Source organism: Rhodoflexus caldus (genome assembly GCF_021206925.1).
GTDB lineage: Bacteria > Bacteroidota > Bacteroidia > Cytophagales > Thermoflexibacteraceae > Rhodoflexus > Rhodoflexus caldus.
This window is the reverse complement of record NZ_JAJPRF010000019.1, coordinates 1-15683: the sequence shown is the minus strand read 5'-3', so window position 1 is coordinate 15683 and position 15683 is coordinate 1. Positions and strand designations below refer to the sequence as shown.

At 45.2% G+C, this 15683-nt stretch carries 15 protein-coding genes; 10 read left to right on the top strand and 5 right to left on the bottom strand.

Translation table 11 applies throughout. From position 1 onward, the window contains the following. Positions 1-70: 70 nt before the first annotated feature. Genes NDK19_RS15155 through NDK19_RS15130 form a run of 6 tightly spaced genes read left to right on the top strand, consistent with a single transcriptional unit; the run spans position 71 to position 6412 of the window. Positions 71-814: an FkbM family methyltransferase gene (locus tag NDK19_RS15155; protein ID WP_250632754.1), complete on the top strand. Its 744-nt coding sequence runs from the start codon at positions 71-73 to the stop codon at positions 812-814. Beyond that, complete coding sequence (locus NDK19_RS15150) at positions 807-1676, top strand: glycosyltransferase family 2 protein (RefSeq protein WP_250632753.1); 870 nt, start codon at positions 807-809, stop codon at positions 1674-1676. The genes NDK19_RS15155 and NDK19_RS15150 overlap by 8 nt, the downstream gene beginning before the upstream one ends. Then, positions 1677-2693, top strand: coding sequence for a glycosyltransferase family 2 protein (locus tag NDK19_RS15145; protein WP_250632752.1), 1017 nt, complete (start codon positions 1677-1679; stop codon positions 2691-2693). It abuts the gene before it with no gap. Next, positions 2686-3708, top strand: a complete 1023-nt coding sequence (locus tag NDK19_RS15140) for a rhamnan synthesis F family protein (RefSeq protein WP_250632751.1) — start codon at positions 2686-2688, stop codon at positions 3706-3708. Before NDK19_RS15145 ends, NDK19_RS15140 begins: the two co-directional genes overlap by 8 nt. Then, positions 3695-4669 (top strand): glycosyltransferase family 2 protein, encoded by a 975-nt coding sequence (locus NDK19_RS15135; RefSeq protein WP_250632750.1) that lies wholly within the window; start codon positions 3695-3697, stop codon positions 4667-4669. Before NDK19_RS15140 ends, NDK19_RS15135 begins: the two co-directional genes overlap by 14 nt. 6 nt (positions 4670-4675) lie before the next feature. Continuing rightward, positions 4676-6412 carry an FkbM family methyltransferase gene (locus NDK19_RS15130; protein ID WP_250632749.1) on the top strand — a complete coding sequence of 579 codons (1737 nt, stop codon included), beginning with the start codon at positions 4676-4678 and terminating at the stop codon, positions 6410-6412. On the opposite strand, the gene NDK19_RS15125 is transcribed toward NDK19_RS15130, so the two are convergent. The 5 genes from NDK19_RS15125 to aat all read right to left on the bottom strand — a co-directional run bounded on the left by NDK19_RS15125 (position 6402) and on the right by aat (position 10764). Continuing rightward, positions 6402-7676: a glycosyltransferase gene (locus NDK19_RS15125; RefSeq protein ID WP_250632748.1), complete on the bottom strand. Its 1275-nt coding sequence runs from the start codon at positions 7674-7676 to the stop codon at positions 6402-6404. The two genes, NDK19_RS15130 and NDK19_RS15125, sit on opposite strands and share 11 nt — an antisense overlap. Next, positions 7676-8308 (bottom strand): dethiobiotin synthase, encoded by a 633-nt coding sequence (bioD, locus tag NDK19_RS15120; protein WP_250632747.1) that lies wholly within the window; start codon positions 8306-8308, stop codon positions 7676-7678. Before bioD ends, NDK19_RS15125 begins: the two co-directional genes overlap by 1 nt. A 12-nt stretch (positions 8309-8320) precedes the next feature. Then, the gene (locus NDK19_RS15115) at positions 8321-8854 is read right to left on the bottom strand and encodes a hypothetical protein (RefSeq protein ID WP_250632746.1); all 534 of its coding nucleotides are present in this window, start codon (positions 8852-8854) and stop codon (positions 8321-8323) included. A gap of 2 nt (positions 8855-8856) precedes the next feature. Beyond that, positions 8857-10002, bottom strand: coding sequence for a signal peptidase I (gene lepB, locus NDK19_RS15110; protein ID WP_250632745.1), 1146 nt, complete (start codon positions 10000-10002; stop codon positions 8857-8859). A 63-nt stretch (positions 10003-10065) separates the two neighbouring features. Continuing rightward, positions 10066-10764, bottom strand: a complete 699-nt coding sequence (aat, locus tag NDK19_RS15105; RefSeq protein WP_250632744.1) for a leucyl/phenylalanyl-tRNA--protein transferase — start codon at positions 10762-10764, stop codon at positions 10066-10068. Between the two features lie 53 nt (positions 10765-10817). Between aat and NDK19_RS15100 the strand changes: the two genes are divergently transcribed. The 4 genes from NDK19_RS15100 to NDK19_RS15085 all read left to right on the top strand — a co-directional run bounded on the left by NDK19_RS15100 (position 10818) and on the right by NDK19_RS15085 (position 15397). Beyond that, positions 10818-11774: a polysaccharide deacetylase family protein gene (locus NDK19_RS15100; protein ID WP_250632743.1), complete on the top strand. Its 957-nt coding sequence runs from the start codon at positions 10818-10820 to the stop codon at positions 11772-11774. Beyond that, positions 11771-12643, top strand: a complete 873-nt coding sequence (locus tag NDK19_RS15095; protein ID WP_250632742.1) for a formyltransferase family protein — start codon at positions 11771-11773, stop codon at positions 12641-12643. Before NDK19_RS15100 ends, NDK19_RS15095 begins: the two co-directional genes overlap by 4 nt. Positions 12644-12769: 126 nt before the next feature. Continuing rightward, on the top strand, positions 12770-14212 hold the full coding sequence (gene asnS, locus NDK19_RS15090) for an asparagine--tRNA ligase (protein WP_250632741.1): 1443 nt from the start codon (positions 12770-12772) through the stop codon (positions 14210-14212). Between the two features lie 12 nt (positions 14213-14224). Next, positions 14225-15397 carry a 3-dehydroquinate synthase gene (locus tag NDK19_RS15085; protein WP_250632740.1) on the top strand — a complete coding sequence of 391 codons (1173 nt, stop codon included), beginning with the start codon at positions 14225-14227 and terminating at the stop codon, positions 15395-15397. The last annotated feature ends 286 nt before the right edge of the window (positions 15398-15683 follow it).

Here is a 15683-nt window from a genome sequence, read left to right as displayed (position 1 = left end):
AATTTCACAGTAGATTATTCCTTAGTATCTCTGCATAAGATAGTATTATCGGCGATAGCAACTTCACCCCATGCTCAAATCAATCATCAAAGAATTATTCCATTCTATGGGATATGAAATTACCCAAAAACGGCTCTTCCCCGTTGTTAGCCAAGAAGTTTCAGGATTTTCCATGGCAGAAGGGCTGAAGAGAAGTCGCGGCAGAAATATTGACATAGCGTCGGTCATTGACGTAGGGGCATCGGACGGTCGCTGGTCGGAAGGTTGCATGGTTCACTATCCACACGCCCGTTATCTGTTGATAGAGGCTCAGCAAGCCCATGAAGAAGGTTTGCGTGCTTTTAAAACCCGTTACGCAAAAGCAGACTACATTATTGCGGCAGCGGGCAGCCAACAGGGAGAAATTTACTTTGACAATTCCGATTTATGGGGTGGGTTGGCTATGGAAGAGGCAACTTCGGATAATCTGATAAAAGTTCCCGTTACCAGTATAGACCATGAGGTGGCACAAAGAAAATTGCAACCACCCTACTTAATCAAACTTGACACACACGGCTACGAAGTACCTATACTGGAAGGGGCAAGAGAAACCCTCCGACATACTAACCTGATAGTTATGGAAGTATATAATTTTCAGATTGCCAAAAACAGTTTACGATTCTGGGAAATGTGTGCATACATGGAAAAACTGGGCTTTTTGCCTATTGATATGGCAGACTTTACCCACAGAAAAAAAGACAACAGTTTCTGGCAAATGGATATTTTCTTTGCACGCAGCGACAGGCCCGAGTTTAGTTTTAAAGACTATGCCTAATCAATATCCAAAAATTTCTATTGTAACGCCGTCGTTCAACCAAGGCGAGTACATTGAGCAAACCATCCTTTCGGTGCTGGAACAAAACTATCCGAATTTGGAGTATATTATTATAGACGGCGGCAGTACGGACAATTCGGTAGAGATTATTAAGAAATATGAGAAGTATGTTAGTTATTGGGTGAGTGAGCCTGACGGGGGCATGTACCATGCTTTGCAAAAAGGATTTGCACGCACAAGCGGCGAAATAATGGGTTGGATTAACTCTGATGATATGTATCATAAGGGAGCATTCAGCATAGCGGCTGAAATATTCTCCCAATATCCGCAAATAGATTGGCTGAGCGGGATACCTACTATTTTTGACGAAAAGGGACGTACAGTTGTCGTTAAATCGGGAAGAAAATACAGTCGTTTTCTTTTCCTCCTAAACAGTCAAGAATGGATACAACAAGAGTCCACACTGTGGCGACGTTCATTATGGCAAAAATCGGGCAATACCATCAACACAGCCTATCAATTGGCAGCAGACTTTGAACTCTGGATGCGTTTTTTCAGATACAGCAAACCCACAATTGTGGAGGCTCTCATCGGTGGTTTTCGCGCCAGAAAAACAGGGCAATTATCCGTTATGCAAAAAGACAAGTATTTACAGGAAGTTCGCGATATCATAGCATATGAAATCAGCCTGCTATCGGAGAAGGAAAGAAATGATTTGGAAAAATTAAAACGGCTACTTAAAGTTATTGACTATCCGTTTGTGAATCGCATATTCAAAATTGCCTCTAAAATTCATGCATTGTACAATTATCCCGATAAAGTACAATTTAAGGCAACATCACAAAGTTTTGAGTTAGCATAGATGCAAGCCCCTAAAATATCTATTGTTACCCCAACCTTCAATGCTGCCGCTACCATTGCAGCCTGCATAGAAAGCGTAGCCTCACAAACTTATGCCAACAAGGAGCACTGGATTATTGACGGGCTTTCTACGGATAATACCATGGATATTGTGCAGCAGTATGCAGCTGTCTATCCGCACATCCGCTACATTTCGGAAAAAGACCAAGGCATTTACGATGCCATGAACAAAGGTATTCAACTGTCCGAAGGCGAATGGCTGTACTTTTTGGGGGCAGATGATACTTTTTATAGCGAGAATGTGCTTCAGGATATATTTTATTGCAAAAAAATAAATAAGAACACAGGTATTTTATATGGAAATGTTTTTATTGGCAATTCATATTTTACCAATTATAGTAAGCAATATAATCATTCAACAATATTATTTGAAAATTTACTTCATCAGTCTTATTTCACAGCTAGGTCACTATTTGATAAACTAGGATTATTTAATATAAAGTATCGTCTGTCTTCAGAAATAGAATTTAATATACGCGCAATGGCTTCTAATACAAACTTTGAGTTTGTAGATGTCATTATATGTAAATTTGCATATGGAGGGCAAAGTGGTCATGTAAATAATAGGCATCTATTAGTAAAAGAACGATTAGAAATATTACTACAAGGTATTAATCAACTGAAATTACATGATTTTACCAGAAAGAAGGCTATCATATTTACTACTAAGTTATTCTTAAGAGAGGTTCTCTTAAATGCATTTCCTATTTCCTTTTTTAGGAAACAAAAGTACAGATATACCATTGGGAATAATATTATTATAAAAGTTGCGACTAAAAGATGGTTACTTAAAGAATTTGTTACAGATGATGGCGTTTTTACTAATATTCATAAGGGTAGCATAGCTATTGCTGTAGTACAGATTTTATTTTTGCTATATAAAAGGCCAAAAAAATTAGGATTCTATCTAATAAATAGTTGTTTCTGGCTAAAGATGCGATTAAAAAGCAATGCCTAATACCCTTTGTCTGTTTAGCAGTTATTTTGAGCATACCTCCATTCCCGACTATATACGGTTTTATCTGCTCGAGTTGCGCAAACATTCGCGCGAACTGTGGCTGTTGAGCAATGAAAAAGTACTATCCGCCGACTCTCAACAGTTTTTGGCACAAAATAACATTCGCCTATTGCTTTTACCCAACAAAGGATATGATTTTGGCCAGTGGTATGCTGCTTTGCAACAAATAGATTTACTCCAATTTGACCGACTTATTCTGGCTAACGATTCCTGCATACTTTTTCGCTCTTTAGACAATGTGGTGCAATGGTTTGAGAGCAGCTCTTTAGATTACGCAGGCATTACAGATTCATTGGAAGACAGTTATCATATTCAATCCTACTTTCTGATGGCAGGCAAAAAGGCTTTGCCGCACATTGCTTACTACTTCCGAATTAATGGTATTGCGGAAGGGATGGGTAAGCGTCGCCGCAAGGTCATAGAAACATACGAAATCGGGCTAAGCCAATACCTGCTATCACAAAATCTTTCCATAGGTGCTATGATTCGCTATGAACAGTCGGGTTTAGTCCCTCCCCGTTATAACATGGCACTCCATATGACCGGCAAATTACCCTTATTAGGTGTACCAATGATTAAGCGACGTTTTCTCACAGGAGCATTTGGCAAGGAAGAATTGTTAAATTTTATTTATGATACCGATTTTTATCTGCCCTCCGACCTTAAACGACGAATTACCTACTTTTGCCGTAGCATAAGCATAATGCCGCCTGACTGGGTACTCCTGACGGGCAAGCGAGCACAAACTACCTTAGAAGAACGCTTACAGTTTGCCCGTCAATTAGCCCAAACCCATCCATCGTGTATTTACAACTGGATACACCTGAAAGATTTTATCACGGGCTGGCTGGCGCTGTGGCGTTTATTTTGGCTCAAAAAAGAACCAATTTTGCTATGGGATGGGTTGTATTGGAGTTTCCAACGTGTAAAATTGATAATTGATGCCCTCTCCTAAGGTTCTCGTATCGGTTCTTAACTGGAACAATTGGCAAGCAACTGCTGCTTGCTTAGAGGCATTGCAGCGGCAAACTTACCACAATTGGCAAGTAGTGCTGGTAGATAATGCCTCTCAGGATGTGCCTGAAGATTTGCTTGGGCAGTTTCCCATAACCAAATTGATAAAACTGCCAAGCAATCGGGGCTACGCCGGCGGCCATCTGGCCACTGTCCGCTGGTCACAAAAAAAAGGCTTTGATTTGTTGTGGATACTGAACAATGATGCTGTGCCTCATCCTGATGCTCTTTCCGCATTGGTAACAGCATGGGAACAGCATCCTGACGCACTCTACGGAAGCATTACATTAAAAGCCGACGGAACAATTAATTATGGCGGAGGCTCATTGGTACAAGGCAACCAAATAGCCGACAATACCTATAACCCGCTGGGTGGCCAACCCTATGAAGCTGTCAAACATCGGTTGGTCAAACGACCTGTCGGGGAGTTGAACGGAGCCAGCTTGCTCTTGCCTTTTCATATCATTCGCCGATATGGTTTTATTGACACGCGTTATTTTTTGTACTGTGAAGAAACCGACTACTGTCATATGCTCTGGGAAAAAAATATTCCTTCCATTGTTATTCCTGAATCGGTAGTGGTACATCAGGGAGCCGTTTCATTTACACTGAATCATTCACTGGAATATGTACGGACTTACTACCGCACAAGAAATCAATTATTGCTGGATAAAAAATACGGACGAATTACCAATAAGGTAATTAGAAAAGAATTGGCCGATTACACTGATATCGCCGATTTCTTTATCAGGCACTATATTAACCGATGGCGCGGTGATACCCAACAGCATACACACGAGTATTATTTGCGGTACTTTCGTATACTGGCCACTTTCCATGCCCTGATTGGTATTCGCGGCAAATACGTAGCACCTGAAAAATTCCTGCACCCGACCAATTGAAATAACATGCAAACCCTCGCCCCCATTGCCCTGTTCGTTTACAACCGCCCTTGGCATACCCAGCAGACGCTCGAGGCACTGGCAGCCAATGAATGGGCTGACCAATCCGTGCTCTACGTATTTGCCGACGGACCCAAAGCCGATGCCACCGAAGAGCAAAAAGAACGCATTCGGCAGGTGCGCGAAGTGGTACGCAGTCGGCAATGGTGCAAAGAGGTACACATTGTTGAACGCCAACGCAACTGGGGACTGGCAGATAATATCATAGACGGCGTTACGCAAATTGTCAATCAATACGGGCGCATCATCGTGCTGGAAGATGATTTGGTAACTTCCCCGGGCTTTCTGCGCTACATGAACGAAGCGCTGGAACTCTACGCCGAAGAACCACGCGTGATGCATATTTCGGGGTATATGTTTCCGGTGAAAGGACAGTTGCCCGCAACATTTTTTTACAATGCCAATTCCTGTTGGGGATGGGCTACATGGGCGCGTGCATGGCAGCATTTCATCAACGACCCGCTATATCTGTACAAGCAGGTAACGAAAAGTAAGAAAGCCGTCAGAAAATTTAATATTAACAACAGTTTCCCATTTCTCAGCCAGTTGGAAGCCAACATGTTAGGCAAAACAAAAACATGGGCTATTCGCTGGTATGCCAGTTTTTTTATTCGGAAAGGGTTTGCACTGCACCCCTATCCATCGTTGGTCAATAACATTGGCCATGATAACAGCGGCGAAAATTGCACTTTACAAGATGATTTCCACTGGGCTACATTGGCAGAAAGTATCCCTGTGAAGCCGCAAGCTATCAGGGAAAGCCGAAAAGCCCGCCAACTGATGCAGCAATTTTACAGGTATCAACTGAAAATTCCTCCTTTTGCACCCAATCCGGGGTGGTTCAGTCGCTTGAAAGGTTTCATCGGGCAATATGTCCCCGACAAGATTATGTACCAATATCGTCTGCACAAACAACCGGAGTTTCGTGCTGCCGAGCAAATAAAAGCCGAATTACGTCGGATTGCCGAACTGCCGCGTAATAAAGAAGATATAACAATCTCATTACTGCCCCATCCTGTTACTTTTCCCGATGCCGCTTCTTTTCTCTTCATTTATGATGAAATTTTTGTCAAGCAGATTTATGAGTTTCGTGCAGATACCGTAAACCCGTATATCATTGATGCGGGAGCTAATATCGGGATGAGTGTTATCTACTTCAAACAACTGTATCCTCATGCTGAAATCGTAGCATTTGAGCCTGACAAATCCATTGCCAAATATCTGCGCCAAAATATCGCGTCCTTTGGATTAACCGATGTAACCGTTATAGAAAAAGCTCTTTGGAACGAAGAAACCACGCTTCAATTTTGTTCTGATGGCTCTGACGGCGGAAGAGTAGTAACCGAAGCAAACTGTGGCACAATTATCAGTATTCCTGCCACGCGCTTGCGCAATTACCTGACCCGCACCGTTGATTTACTGAAAATAGATATTGAAGGGGCAGAACTGACCGTTCTGGCAGACTGCAAAGACCTGCTGCACCACGTAAAGCATTTGTTCGTTGAATATCATTCTTTTGCAGGGAAGACTCAGCAATTGGCTCAACTGATTTCGTTGCTGGAAGAATCGGGCTTTCGCCTGTATATCTCTGCTCCGGGTATTGCTTCGGAAAAACCATTCACAGAACCGGTTGTTTATGCCGGTATGGATGGACAATTAAACATACATGGCATCAGACAGTAGCCATTACAGCATGATATACTTTCCGGTAAGCGGTTGTAATTGTGCGGTCTTCATAGGTTTTTGCAGCCTGCTCAGCTATATGCTCCCTGTCAAATTGCCATTGGCCGCGATAGAAGGCTTCTAAAAGGCTTCCCAGATTGGCTGCATCGGCTTTTTCGCAAATTAGCCCGTTTTCACCATGGCGAATCGCTTCAGGGATACCGCCTGTCGGGAAAGCAATGACGGGCGTGCCACAAGCGATTGATTCCAGCATGGTATTCGGGAAATTGTCCATCAAGCTAGGTAATACAAAAGCATCTGCCGCGTTGTAAATCATTGCCATCAGGCGCTCATCTTGCACATAACCCATGTGATGAACATTGTTAAAACCTGCCAGCGCATTGCTCTTATCCAACCCTACAACCAACAGTTGATAATCACACATGTTCTGCACATGCAATAAAGCATCGCGGAAAAACCTGAAACCCTTTAACGGGCTGTCAATTGCATCGGCAATAAAAAGCAGCGTTTTTTTATCGGCAAGACCCAGTAACCCTCTCACAACCGAGCGGTCATAAGGCTTAAAAAGTTCCGTATCTAACCCATTAGGTATGTGATGATTTTCATAACGGCTAAACAACAGACTCTCGGCAGATTGTTTTTGCAGCCATACCGATGGAGATACTACGGCTAAGCTCCTGAAATCCTGCAAACTCTGCTGCTTCACAGTCAGGTTCCGATTGTGCGCTTGTTGTAATCTGTCTTGTGGATTGTCTATCAAATGCCCCATCTGCATTTCTGTGATGGAGGTGCCAAGCGCGTAATGCAAACCACCACTAAAAGGGTTCAGGTCGTGCAAAGTCCAGACAACAGGCTTAGTATTTTTGGCAAAAAAAGAAGGGTAATCCAGCCAACCGGCAACCCAGTGCAAATGAATCAGGTGTGCCGACTTATAAGCAGGATGTAAAGTAATATCTTCCAATGTTTCAGGGAAACTAAACCCTGCACCCGTAGGTTCACCTTTGATGGCTAAGTCCTGCGCATCGTAAAAGCTATGCGGGCTTTCCATACCCAAGCGAACCCGAAGCGTTTTTTTCAGTACTTTAAGCAGGCTGATTTCTTCGGGTCTGGGCTCATAAATATATTTGTTGGGAATATTGCGATTGCAGTTTCGCAGCGTCAGAAAGGCAGAATCAATACCTGCCTTTAACAAGCCCTTGTGCAGACGAATGGCGGCTGTGGCAGCCCCTCCCATATCCAATGCCGAAACGTGCAATACTTTCATTACAACCTCCCCCTCAACTCCTCCGCATACATCTTCACCAACTCCTTCGTAACCGCCTCATGCTTGCCGATGCGCAGCAAACAAGGCAAGCCCGTATGGTGCAAAATAATTTGCTCAGAACTTTCCACGGGGCAATGATTAAAAATAATGCCCTTAATAGTAAACCAACCAGCGGCAGCGCGACGCTTCAACTCGGCAACACTCAAAAGCGTATGATTAATGCTGCCCAAATACAGATTGGCAACCAAAATCACCTCGGCAGCGAAGCGGTCAGCAAGGTCTATCACAAAATCCCGTTCGTTCAGCGGTACCAGCATACCGCCTGCGCCTTCTACGACCAAACGGTTAGCAGTTGGCGGCAGGCTGATTTGGTCAAGGTCTATTCGCACCCCGTCAATGGCAGCCGAAGCATGTGGCGAAAGCGGTTCGCGCAACAAATAAGCCTCTTTGTGAAATTGTGAAACAGGGTTGCTCACCAAAGATTGCACTGTTTCCGTATCGCGCGGCAAACCCGATTGCACGGGCTTCCAGTAGTCGGCTTGCAGGGCTTCGGTAATAATGGCACTCACCAGCGTTTTGCCGCTGTCCGTGCCAATGGCTGTAATAAATATCGGACGGTGTGATTGAGTCATCGTTGTATTGCGTCAAAATCGGAGCGGCTTAATCTGCGCCGTCCAGTATTTGTTGTAATAAAAGTACTTACCGGGCAAGACAAACTGCATAACCCCTGCTGTGGCCAGCGTTACGCCTGTCGTTACTGCAAGCGTATGGACAATACCTAAAACGCCGTTGTTTGCGGGCACAGGTCTGTTCATGCCAATATTGGCTGCACCGTAGCTCATGGCAGCTACTCCGCCTGCGGTCATCAGCAGGGCAGAGAGCTTTCTGTCCCACCAGTCGGTACTTGCCGTGATGTAAATAATCTGATGCAACTGAAAAATCTGATTGCCTACCTGCAAAGTACTGTCATTCAGTATGTTCAATTCGCCTTTGATGCGAAGCCTTTTTTTATCGGGGCGGCGGATTTTGCAAACCACTTCCTCTCCGTCGCCCATGATGCGGATTTGCGAAGGCTTGCCTTTTTTTACAAACTCAATATAAAAAGTTTGTGCAGCAGCCTTTTCCGCAACAAAAAAAGCCGATAACAGAAAAAAGAAAAGACAGGCAAGCAACCTCATTATCAATGAATTCCTGAAAACAGGCGCTCCCAGCGGATTTTACTTCCTTCCGGATAAGGATTGACCGACATCCAGATAAACAGCGCTTTGCCCAGCACATGGTCTTCCGGCACAAACCCCCACACACGCGAGTCAGCAGAGTTATGACGATTATCGCCCATCATGAAATAATAATTCTGCTTAAATGTGTAAGAGGTGAGCGGCTTGCCATCCTGTAATAACCGGCCGTTGGCTTCCGTGATACCCTTGTTATGCTCGTAGTACATAATTACCTGTTTGTACAAGGCAACATTTTGTGTATTAAGCTCAATGGTTTCTCCGGCCTGAGGTATTTTCAGCGGCCCGAAGTTGTCAATCGTCCAGTCAAAGCCCGTGGCATACGGATAAGAACGTCCGCGCGGGTCAATGCCCTCTTTGCGGAATATCTCTTTGGTTACGCTGCTGATAAAATCGGCTTTGCGCAACTCTGCCGCTTTGGCATCATTGGTATGAATCAGGTAGCTGTTGCCAAACTGTTCTACGTCGGTAATGCCGAGCTCGGAGAACACGCGGTCGCGCACCATCTGGTTCTGTTTGGTTTCTACAATATAGCTTTGCTGCAATCCTTCGGGATTTTCAATGGGCTTGCCGTCAATATACACTTGCTGGTCTTTAATTTCCAGTGTTTCACCCGGCAACCCGATGCAGCGCTTGATGTAGTGTGTTTTCATATCTACCGGATAGTCGGGCGCAGGGTCAACGGGGCAGTTAAACACTACCGCATCATTGCGCTTTACCTCCGAAATAGCGGGCAAACGATATTGCGGCAACTGAATCCAATCTACGAAAGAAGGAATATTGGTACCCCATATCTTATTGGCAGCCAGCGGAATTTGCAGCGGAGTCATGGGTGTGCGTGCGCCATAGTGCAGTTTGCTCACAAACAAATAATCGCCCACTAACAGCGATTTTTCCATTGAAGGCGTAGGAATCGTAAAAGGTTCTACCAGCAGCCAGCGAAAAATAGTTGCCACTACTACGGCAAATACGATGGCATCCAGCCACTCGCGGGCAGCACTCTTTTTGGGTTTATTATTGGTCGTACCTTTGTTGGCAGCAGTCGGATTGTTCATTGGGTTGTTGTATGGAGAAGCAGATTCTTGTGTCATGCTTATGATAGTGTGTAATGTGATGCAATATTACAATATTTTATCGGTGAAGCAGCCCCACGCTTATACCTCATAACAGTTCGGGTCAAAAATAGCGGTCAGATTTACCGGTAGCCGTCTGCCATAGTACCTAATCAGTTGCTGAAACATCCGTCGGGGAATCATTTGCGCCCCCAGACTCTCCAAATGCTCCGTATATACCTGACAATCAACCACTACAAACTCGGCACGCTTCAAATTGGCAACAAGCGTGATAAATGCCGCTTTGGATGCATTGGTTACATGCGCAAACATGGACTCTCCAAAAAAGCAGCGGTCAAAAATCAACCCGTAAACTCCGCCCACCAATCGGTCGTTCTGCCATGCCTCCACCGAATGTGCCCATCCTTGTCGGTGCAACTCACAATATACCTGTTGCACCTCCTCTGTAATCCACGTGCCGTCCTGCCCCGGGCGTGGCGTATAGCGACAATTTCTGATGACTTCATCAAATGCCCGATTAACCGTAATAGTAAATTGTCTCCTCCGCAATACCTGTTTCATGCTTTTGGAAACAATCAAGTTTTCGGGGAAAAGAACAAACCGCGGATTGGGCGACCACCACAGTGGCGGCGAATGTTCATCAAACCACGGGAAAATTCCCTGTTCATAAGCCGCCAGCACGCGCTCTGCCGACAAATCGCCGCCGTAGGCCAGCAAACCGTTCTCATCGGCCAAATCAACCGGCGGAAATTGTAGAGAATCGGGCAGCAACTGATACATAATTGCAAAATTAAAAAGTCTTGTCTACTTTCGGTTTTCCATTGCTAAAGCCTATGTTAATCCGTCGGCAACTCAACGATTTTATCAATTTTTTAGATAACAAGTTGCTTTTTTTTACCCAAGAACAGCCACACATCATCATTCTGTATTTTCACAAAATTTATCAAAGTAAATCCGAAGCACTTAACGGGCTTAGTTTGCCGATGGAAGCCAGCACAGCAGAAGACTTAGCCATTGCTATTGAAACACTGCTTGCAGGGGGCTATACTTTTATCAATCCAAATCAGTTACTTATCCCCGAGCATCTGCCGAAAAAATCAGCCCTGATTACGTTTGACGACGGTTATTTCAATAATACCAGAGCCTTACCCGTGCTTGAACGGTTACAAACCCCTGCCCTTTTCAATATTTCCACGTGGTATGTGGCAGAAAATCGCTCATTCTGGGTGGATGTGTTGTATCGGCGCCTGTGGGCACTTGGCAAATCCCACGAAGAAATTACCCGCATCATTGAAGAATTCAAGCTGCTGCCCACCTTTTCGGATGTTATCACCCGTATTGGAGAAGATGCGATGGCGGTTTACTCGGACAGTTGTCGCCCGTTTACCCCTGACGAACTGCGGGATTTTAGTGCACATCCGTTAGTATACATAGGCAATCATACGCATACACATGCTGCACTTGCCGTGAAGCCCGAAGCAACCGTAAGAGAAGAGTTGCACACCTCCCAACAACTTTTACGAGAATGGTTGGGCTATCTGCCGCCTTTTATTGCCTATCCGCACGGCAGCATGAACCACACCGTAATGGAAATAGCAGCACAACAAGGTTTTCAGTTGGGGCTAACCGTCGAGCAAATGAAAAATTATTTCCCGATAGAGAACATGCTTTTTGTTCATCGTTTTAACTTTTCCGACCCATATACAGATATCGCGGCTGCCTGTCGGCACATTATTAGTATGCGACATGACCGGGCAATTATCCGTCAGTTTTTATCTCGTTTCCGATGAAAATTGTTGTCATTTCTCAACCACTACCGCCGCTCATATACGGTATCAATCGCCTGTATACAGAAGGCTGGCTTACAGAAGCTATTATAGAGCGTACCCCGGATTACGAAAATAACACACAGCCTACTACTCCATTGTGGAAATCGGTAGTAAGAAACTTCCAAACAGAAGGCATCACCGGCATTATGGCCGGTATTGGGCGCATGGCAGAGCGTCGTAAACAGGCAAAAATAGCCGAAATGCAGGCAATGGAACAGGCAAAAATTAATCAGGAGTATTTCAACGGACTTGGCGAAACCCTCTTACCCGATATTCCTCACTTCATTACGCCCTCCGTGAATGACAGTAGCGTTTACGAGCACATCAGCCGATTGCAGCCCGATGTATTACTGATTCATGGCACAACCATAGTTAAAAAACACCTCATAGACGCCGTTCCGCTTGCACTCAACATTCACACAGGACTTTCGCCGTGGTATAAAGGTGTAGGCAGTGTGGCATGGGCTTTAATCAACGGCGATATCAACAACATTGGAGTAACGCTGCATAAACTTTCCACTAAATTGGACGGTGGCGATATTGTCGGACAACGACGAATCCTTGTAAAGGATAATGACACCTTCAGCAGCATCAACGCGCGCCTGCACGTAGCAGGCATAGACATGGCAATCAAAGCATTCAGCTTATTAAAAGCAGGCAAAAGTTTGCAGTTCTATCCACAGGACGACTCACAAGCCTTGCTTATCAGAGGGTTTCTGTTTTCCGATGAACTCTACAAGCACTTGCACTGGCTCGAGCAGCGTGGTATGATTGCGCGGATGTGCGCCAAACCTTCGCGCGATTATTATTTCCCCATCATTGAGTTTTAAGCAATTGCCCTAACCCAATCTACAACATAGCTTATCCTCACCTTATCAGTGGTCGCAAGCGTCTGCAATCGGTTTAGAATTCATTTTGATATAACTTTGCCCACTTAATAAACAAGATGATTATTTATGCCAAAACACAACCGAATCACCAACGTTCTGAAAAGTGATGCCATTGGCTCACAGGTACTTATCAAAGGCTGGGTAAGAACCAAACGCGGTAATAAAAATGTGGCATTCATCGCCGTTAACGACGGCTCAACAATAAATAATATCCAAGTTGTGGCCGATGTGGCCCAATTTGATGAGGAAACTCTGCGTCGCATAACCACAGGCGCATGTATTGCCGTAAGCGGTACACTTGTAGCTTCACAAGGCAAAGAACAGGCCGTAGAAATTCAGGCAGAAAAAATCACCATCCTTGGCGATGCCGATGCAGATACTTTCCCGCTGCAAAAAAAGGCACATACGTTGGAGTTCCTGCGCGAAATTGCGCACCTCCGCCCACGTACCAACACTTTCGGCGCAATCTTCCGCATCCGCCATGCGCTTGCATTCGCCATACACAAATATTTTAACAACAACGGTTTTTACTACCTGCATACACCCATTATCACTGCCTCCGATGCCGAAGGTGCAGGGCAAATGTTCCGCGTAACTACGCTGGATATGGAAAATCCGCCCCGCACACCCGAAGGCACCATTGACTACTCGGAAGATTTCTTTGGCCGTTCAACCAACCTCACCGTTTCCGGACAGTTGGAAGGCGAGCTGGGTGCCATGGGGCTTGGCCTGATTTATACCTTTGGCCCGACTTTCCGCGCCGAGAACTCCAACACCACCCGCCACTTAGCCGAATTCTGGATGATTGAACCCGAAATGGCCTTCTACGACATCTATGACAACATGGATTTGGCAGAAGACTTCATCAAATATCTCATCCGCTATGTGCTGGAAAATTGCGCCGATGACATGAAATTCCTCGATGAACGCTTTCTCAAAGAAGAACAAGCCAAAAAAGCCGATGAACGCAGCGAAATGGGCTTAATCGAGCGCCTCCAATTTGTATTGGACAATCAGTTCGAGCGCATCACCTACACCGAGGCAATCGATATCTTACTGTCATCCAATCACCATAAAAAAGGCAAGTTCCAATTCCCCGTACAATGGGGCATCGACCTGCAAAGCGAACATGAGCGCTATCTGGTAGAAAAGCACTTCAAAAAACCCGTTATTATCACAGGCTACCCGAAAGAAATCAAGGCTTTCTATATGAAGCAAAACCCCGACGGCAAAACCGTAGCCGCTATGGACGTGCTTTTCCCCGGCATAGGCGAAATCATTGGCGGCAGCCAACGCGAGGAAAACCTTGAAAAACTCACCCAACGCATGAAAGAAATGCACGTGCCCGAAGATGTGCTTTGGTGGTATTTAGACACCCGCAAATTCGGCACATGTGAGCACTCAGGCTTTGGCTTAGGGTTCGAACGCATGATGCTTTTCATTACCGGCATGGGCAACATCCGCGATGTAATCCCATTCCCGCGCACACCTAAAAACGCTGAGTTTTAATCTGCTCAACCAATGAAGCAAATATCTCAAAGGTTTTCGGTAACATACCACTATGCTGCGTATTTTACCGAAAACCTTTTTTCCATTGAAAACAGTCTGCTGGCCAATACCATCTTTTCCGAAAACCTGCCCGCTAAATGCCTTTTTGTGGTTGATAGCGGCGTTGCAGAAGCGTGGCCGCAACTGACCCAAGCCATTCGGCAACACACAAATGCACATGCTGATAAAATGCATCTAACTGCCATACTGACAACCGAAGGCGGCGAAAATGCCAAAAATAATCAGCAAGCACTCCATCACATCTTAGAAGCAATCCATACCTACGGCATTTGCCGCCACTCCTACCTCATAGCCATCGGCGGAGGCGCTGTGCTCGATATGGCCGGATACGCCGCAGCCATAGCCCATCGCGGTGTCCGACATATTCGCATTCCTACCACAGTTTTGGCACAAAACGATTCAGGAGTAGGTGTCAAAAACAGTTTTAATGCTTTTGGCAAGAAAAATTTTTTAGGCACATTTCAGCCACCCGTTGCCGTCATCAACGATAGCAAATTCCTTGAAACCCTTTCACAAAGAGATTGGCTATCAGGTATCTCCGAAGCCATTAAAGTCGCCCTCATCAAAGACGCAACATTTTTTGAACAGATAGAAAAAGACGCAAATGCTTTAACAGCAAGAGACAGCCACGCCATGCAGGCGCTCATTTACCGCTGTGCAGAACTCCATATGGAGCATATAGCACAAAACGGAGACCCGTTTGAGCGCGGCTCAGCACGCCCACTCGACTTCGGCCATTGGGCAGCGCATAAGTTAGAATCCATGAGCAACTATCGCATCCGACACGGTGAAGCCGTCGCCATCGGTATTGCATTAGACTGCCTCTATACGTTTTATGAAGGCTATCTGAATGCAGCAGACCTCAATCGCGTAATTATGCTCATCAAACAACTTTCCCTGCCGTTAGCCATTCCGGAGTTATTTCGGCAAACATCCGCCAACCACTACGACGTAATGAGTGGAATTGACGAGTTCCGCGAACACTTAGGCGGTAAGCTCACCATTACACTCATTCGCAGCATCGGTGAAGGTTTTGAAGTGCACCAAATTAACGAGGCAAGTATGCAAAAAGCTATTGATTGGCTAAAACAGCAAAGCAGTGAAGTATTACAAAATCAACCCTAACGGATTTTAAAAATTCTGTGCTGGAAAAGTAATGGCAGAGCTTTTGGGAAAGTTCGTAATTGTGTCGCCCAAAGGTTTCGTTATTTCCCAATCAGCGTTTATCTGTGTTATCTGCTACAATCCGCAGCTTTGTGAGGCATTCCAATTTATGCAGCCGTCTATTCCTATCTCCCCTGTTGTTGTTGGGTGTTGATTGGTTATAAAACAGTAACGCCTTTCTGCGGTCTTTGCAGAAAGGCGTTGATTGATTTTAAAGTACTGGCGGCGACCTACTCTCCCACCTGTT

Excerpts from the sequence above, each read along its gene's own strand:
- NDK19_RS15155 (WP_250632754.1), top strand. The coding sequence starts at position 71 with ATGCTCAAATCAATCATCAAAGAATTATTCCATTCTATGGGATATGAA.
- NDK19_RS15150 (WP_250632753.1), top strand. The coding sequence starts at position 807 with ATGCCTAATCAATATCCAAAAATTTCTATTGTAACGCCGTCGTTCAAC.
- NDK19_RS15145 (WP_250632752.1), top strand. The coding sequence starts at position 1,677 with ATGCAAGCCCCTAAAATATCTATTGTTACCCCAACCTTCAATGCTGCC.
- NDK19_RS15140 (WP_250632751.1), top strand. The coding sequence starts at position 2,686 with ATGCCTAATACCCTTTGTCTGTTTAGCAGTTATTTTGAGCATACCTCC.
- NDK19_RS15135 (WP_250632750.1), top strand. The coding sequence starts at position 3,695 with ATGCCCTCTCCTAAGGTTCTCGTATCGGTTCTTAACTGGAACAATTGG.
- NDK19_RS15130 (WP_250632749.1), top strand. The coding sequence starts at position 4,676 with ATGCAAACCCTCGCCCCCATTGCCCTGTTCGTTTACAACCGCCCTTGG.
- NDK19_RS15125 (WP_250632748.1), bottom strand. The coding sequence starts at position 7,676 with ATGAAAGTATTGCACGTTTCGGCATTGGATATGGGAGGGGCTGCCACA.
- bioD (WP_250632747.1), bottom strand. The coding sequence starts at position 8,308 with ATGACTCAATCACACCGTCCGATATTTATTACAGCCATTGGCACGGAC.
- NDK19_RS15115 (WP_250632746.1), bottom strand. The coding sequence starts at position 8,854 with ATGAGGTTGCTTGCCTGTCTTTTCTTTTTTCTGTTATCGGCTTTTTTT.
- lepB (WP_250632745.1), bottom strand. The coding sequence starts at position 10,002 with ATGACACAAGAATCTGCTTCTCCATACAACAACCCAATGAACAATCCG.
- aat (WP_250632744.1), bottom strand. The coding sequence starts at position 10,764 with ATGTATCAGTTGCTGCCCGATTCTCTACAATTTCCGCCGGTTGATTTG.
- NDK19_RS15100 (WP_250632743.1), top strand. The coding sequence starts at position 10,818 with ATGTTAATCCGTCGGCAACTCAACGATTTTATCAATTTTTTAGATAAC.
- NDK19_RS15095 (WP_250632742.1), top strand. The coding sequence starts at position 11,771 with ATGAAAATTGTTGTCATTTCTCAACCACTACCGCCGCTCATATACGGT.
- asnS (WP_250632741.1), top strand. The coding sequence starts at position 12,770 with ATGCCAAAACACAACCGAATCACCAACGTTCTGAAAAGTGATGCCATT.
- NDK19_RS15085 (WP_250632740.1), top strand. The coding sequence starts at position 14,225 with ATGAAGCAAATATCTCAAAGGTTTTCGGTAACATACCACTATGCTGCG.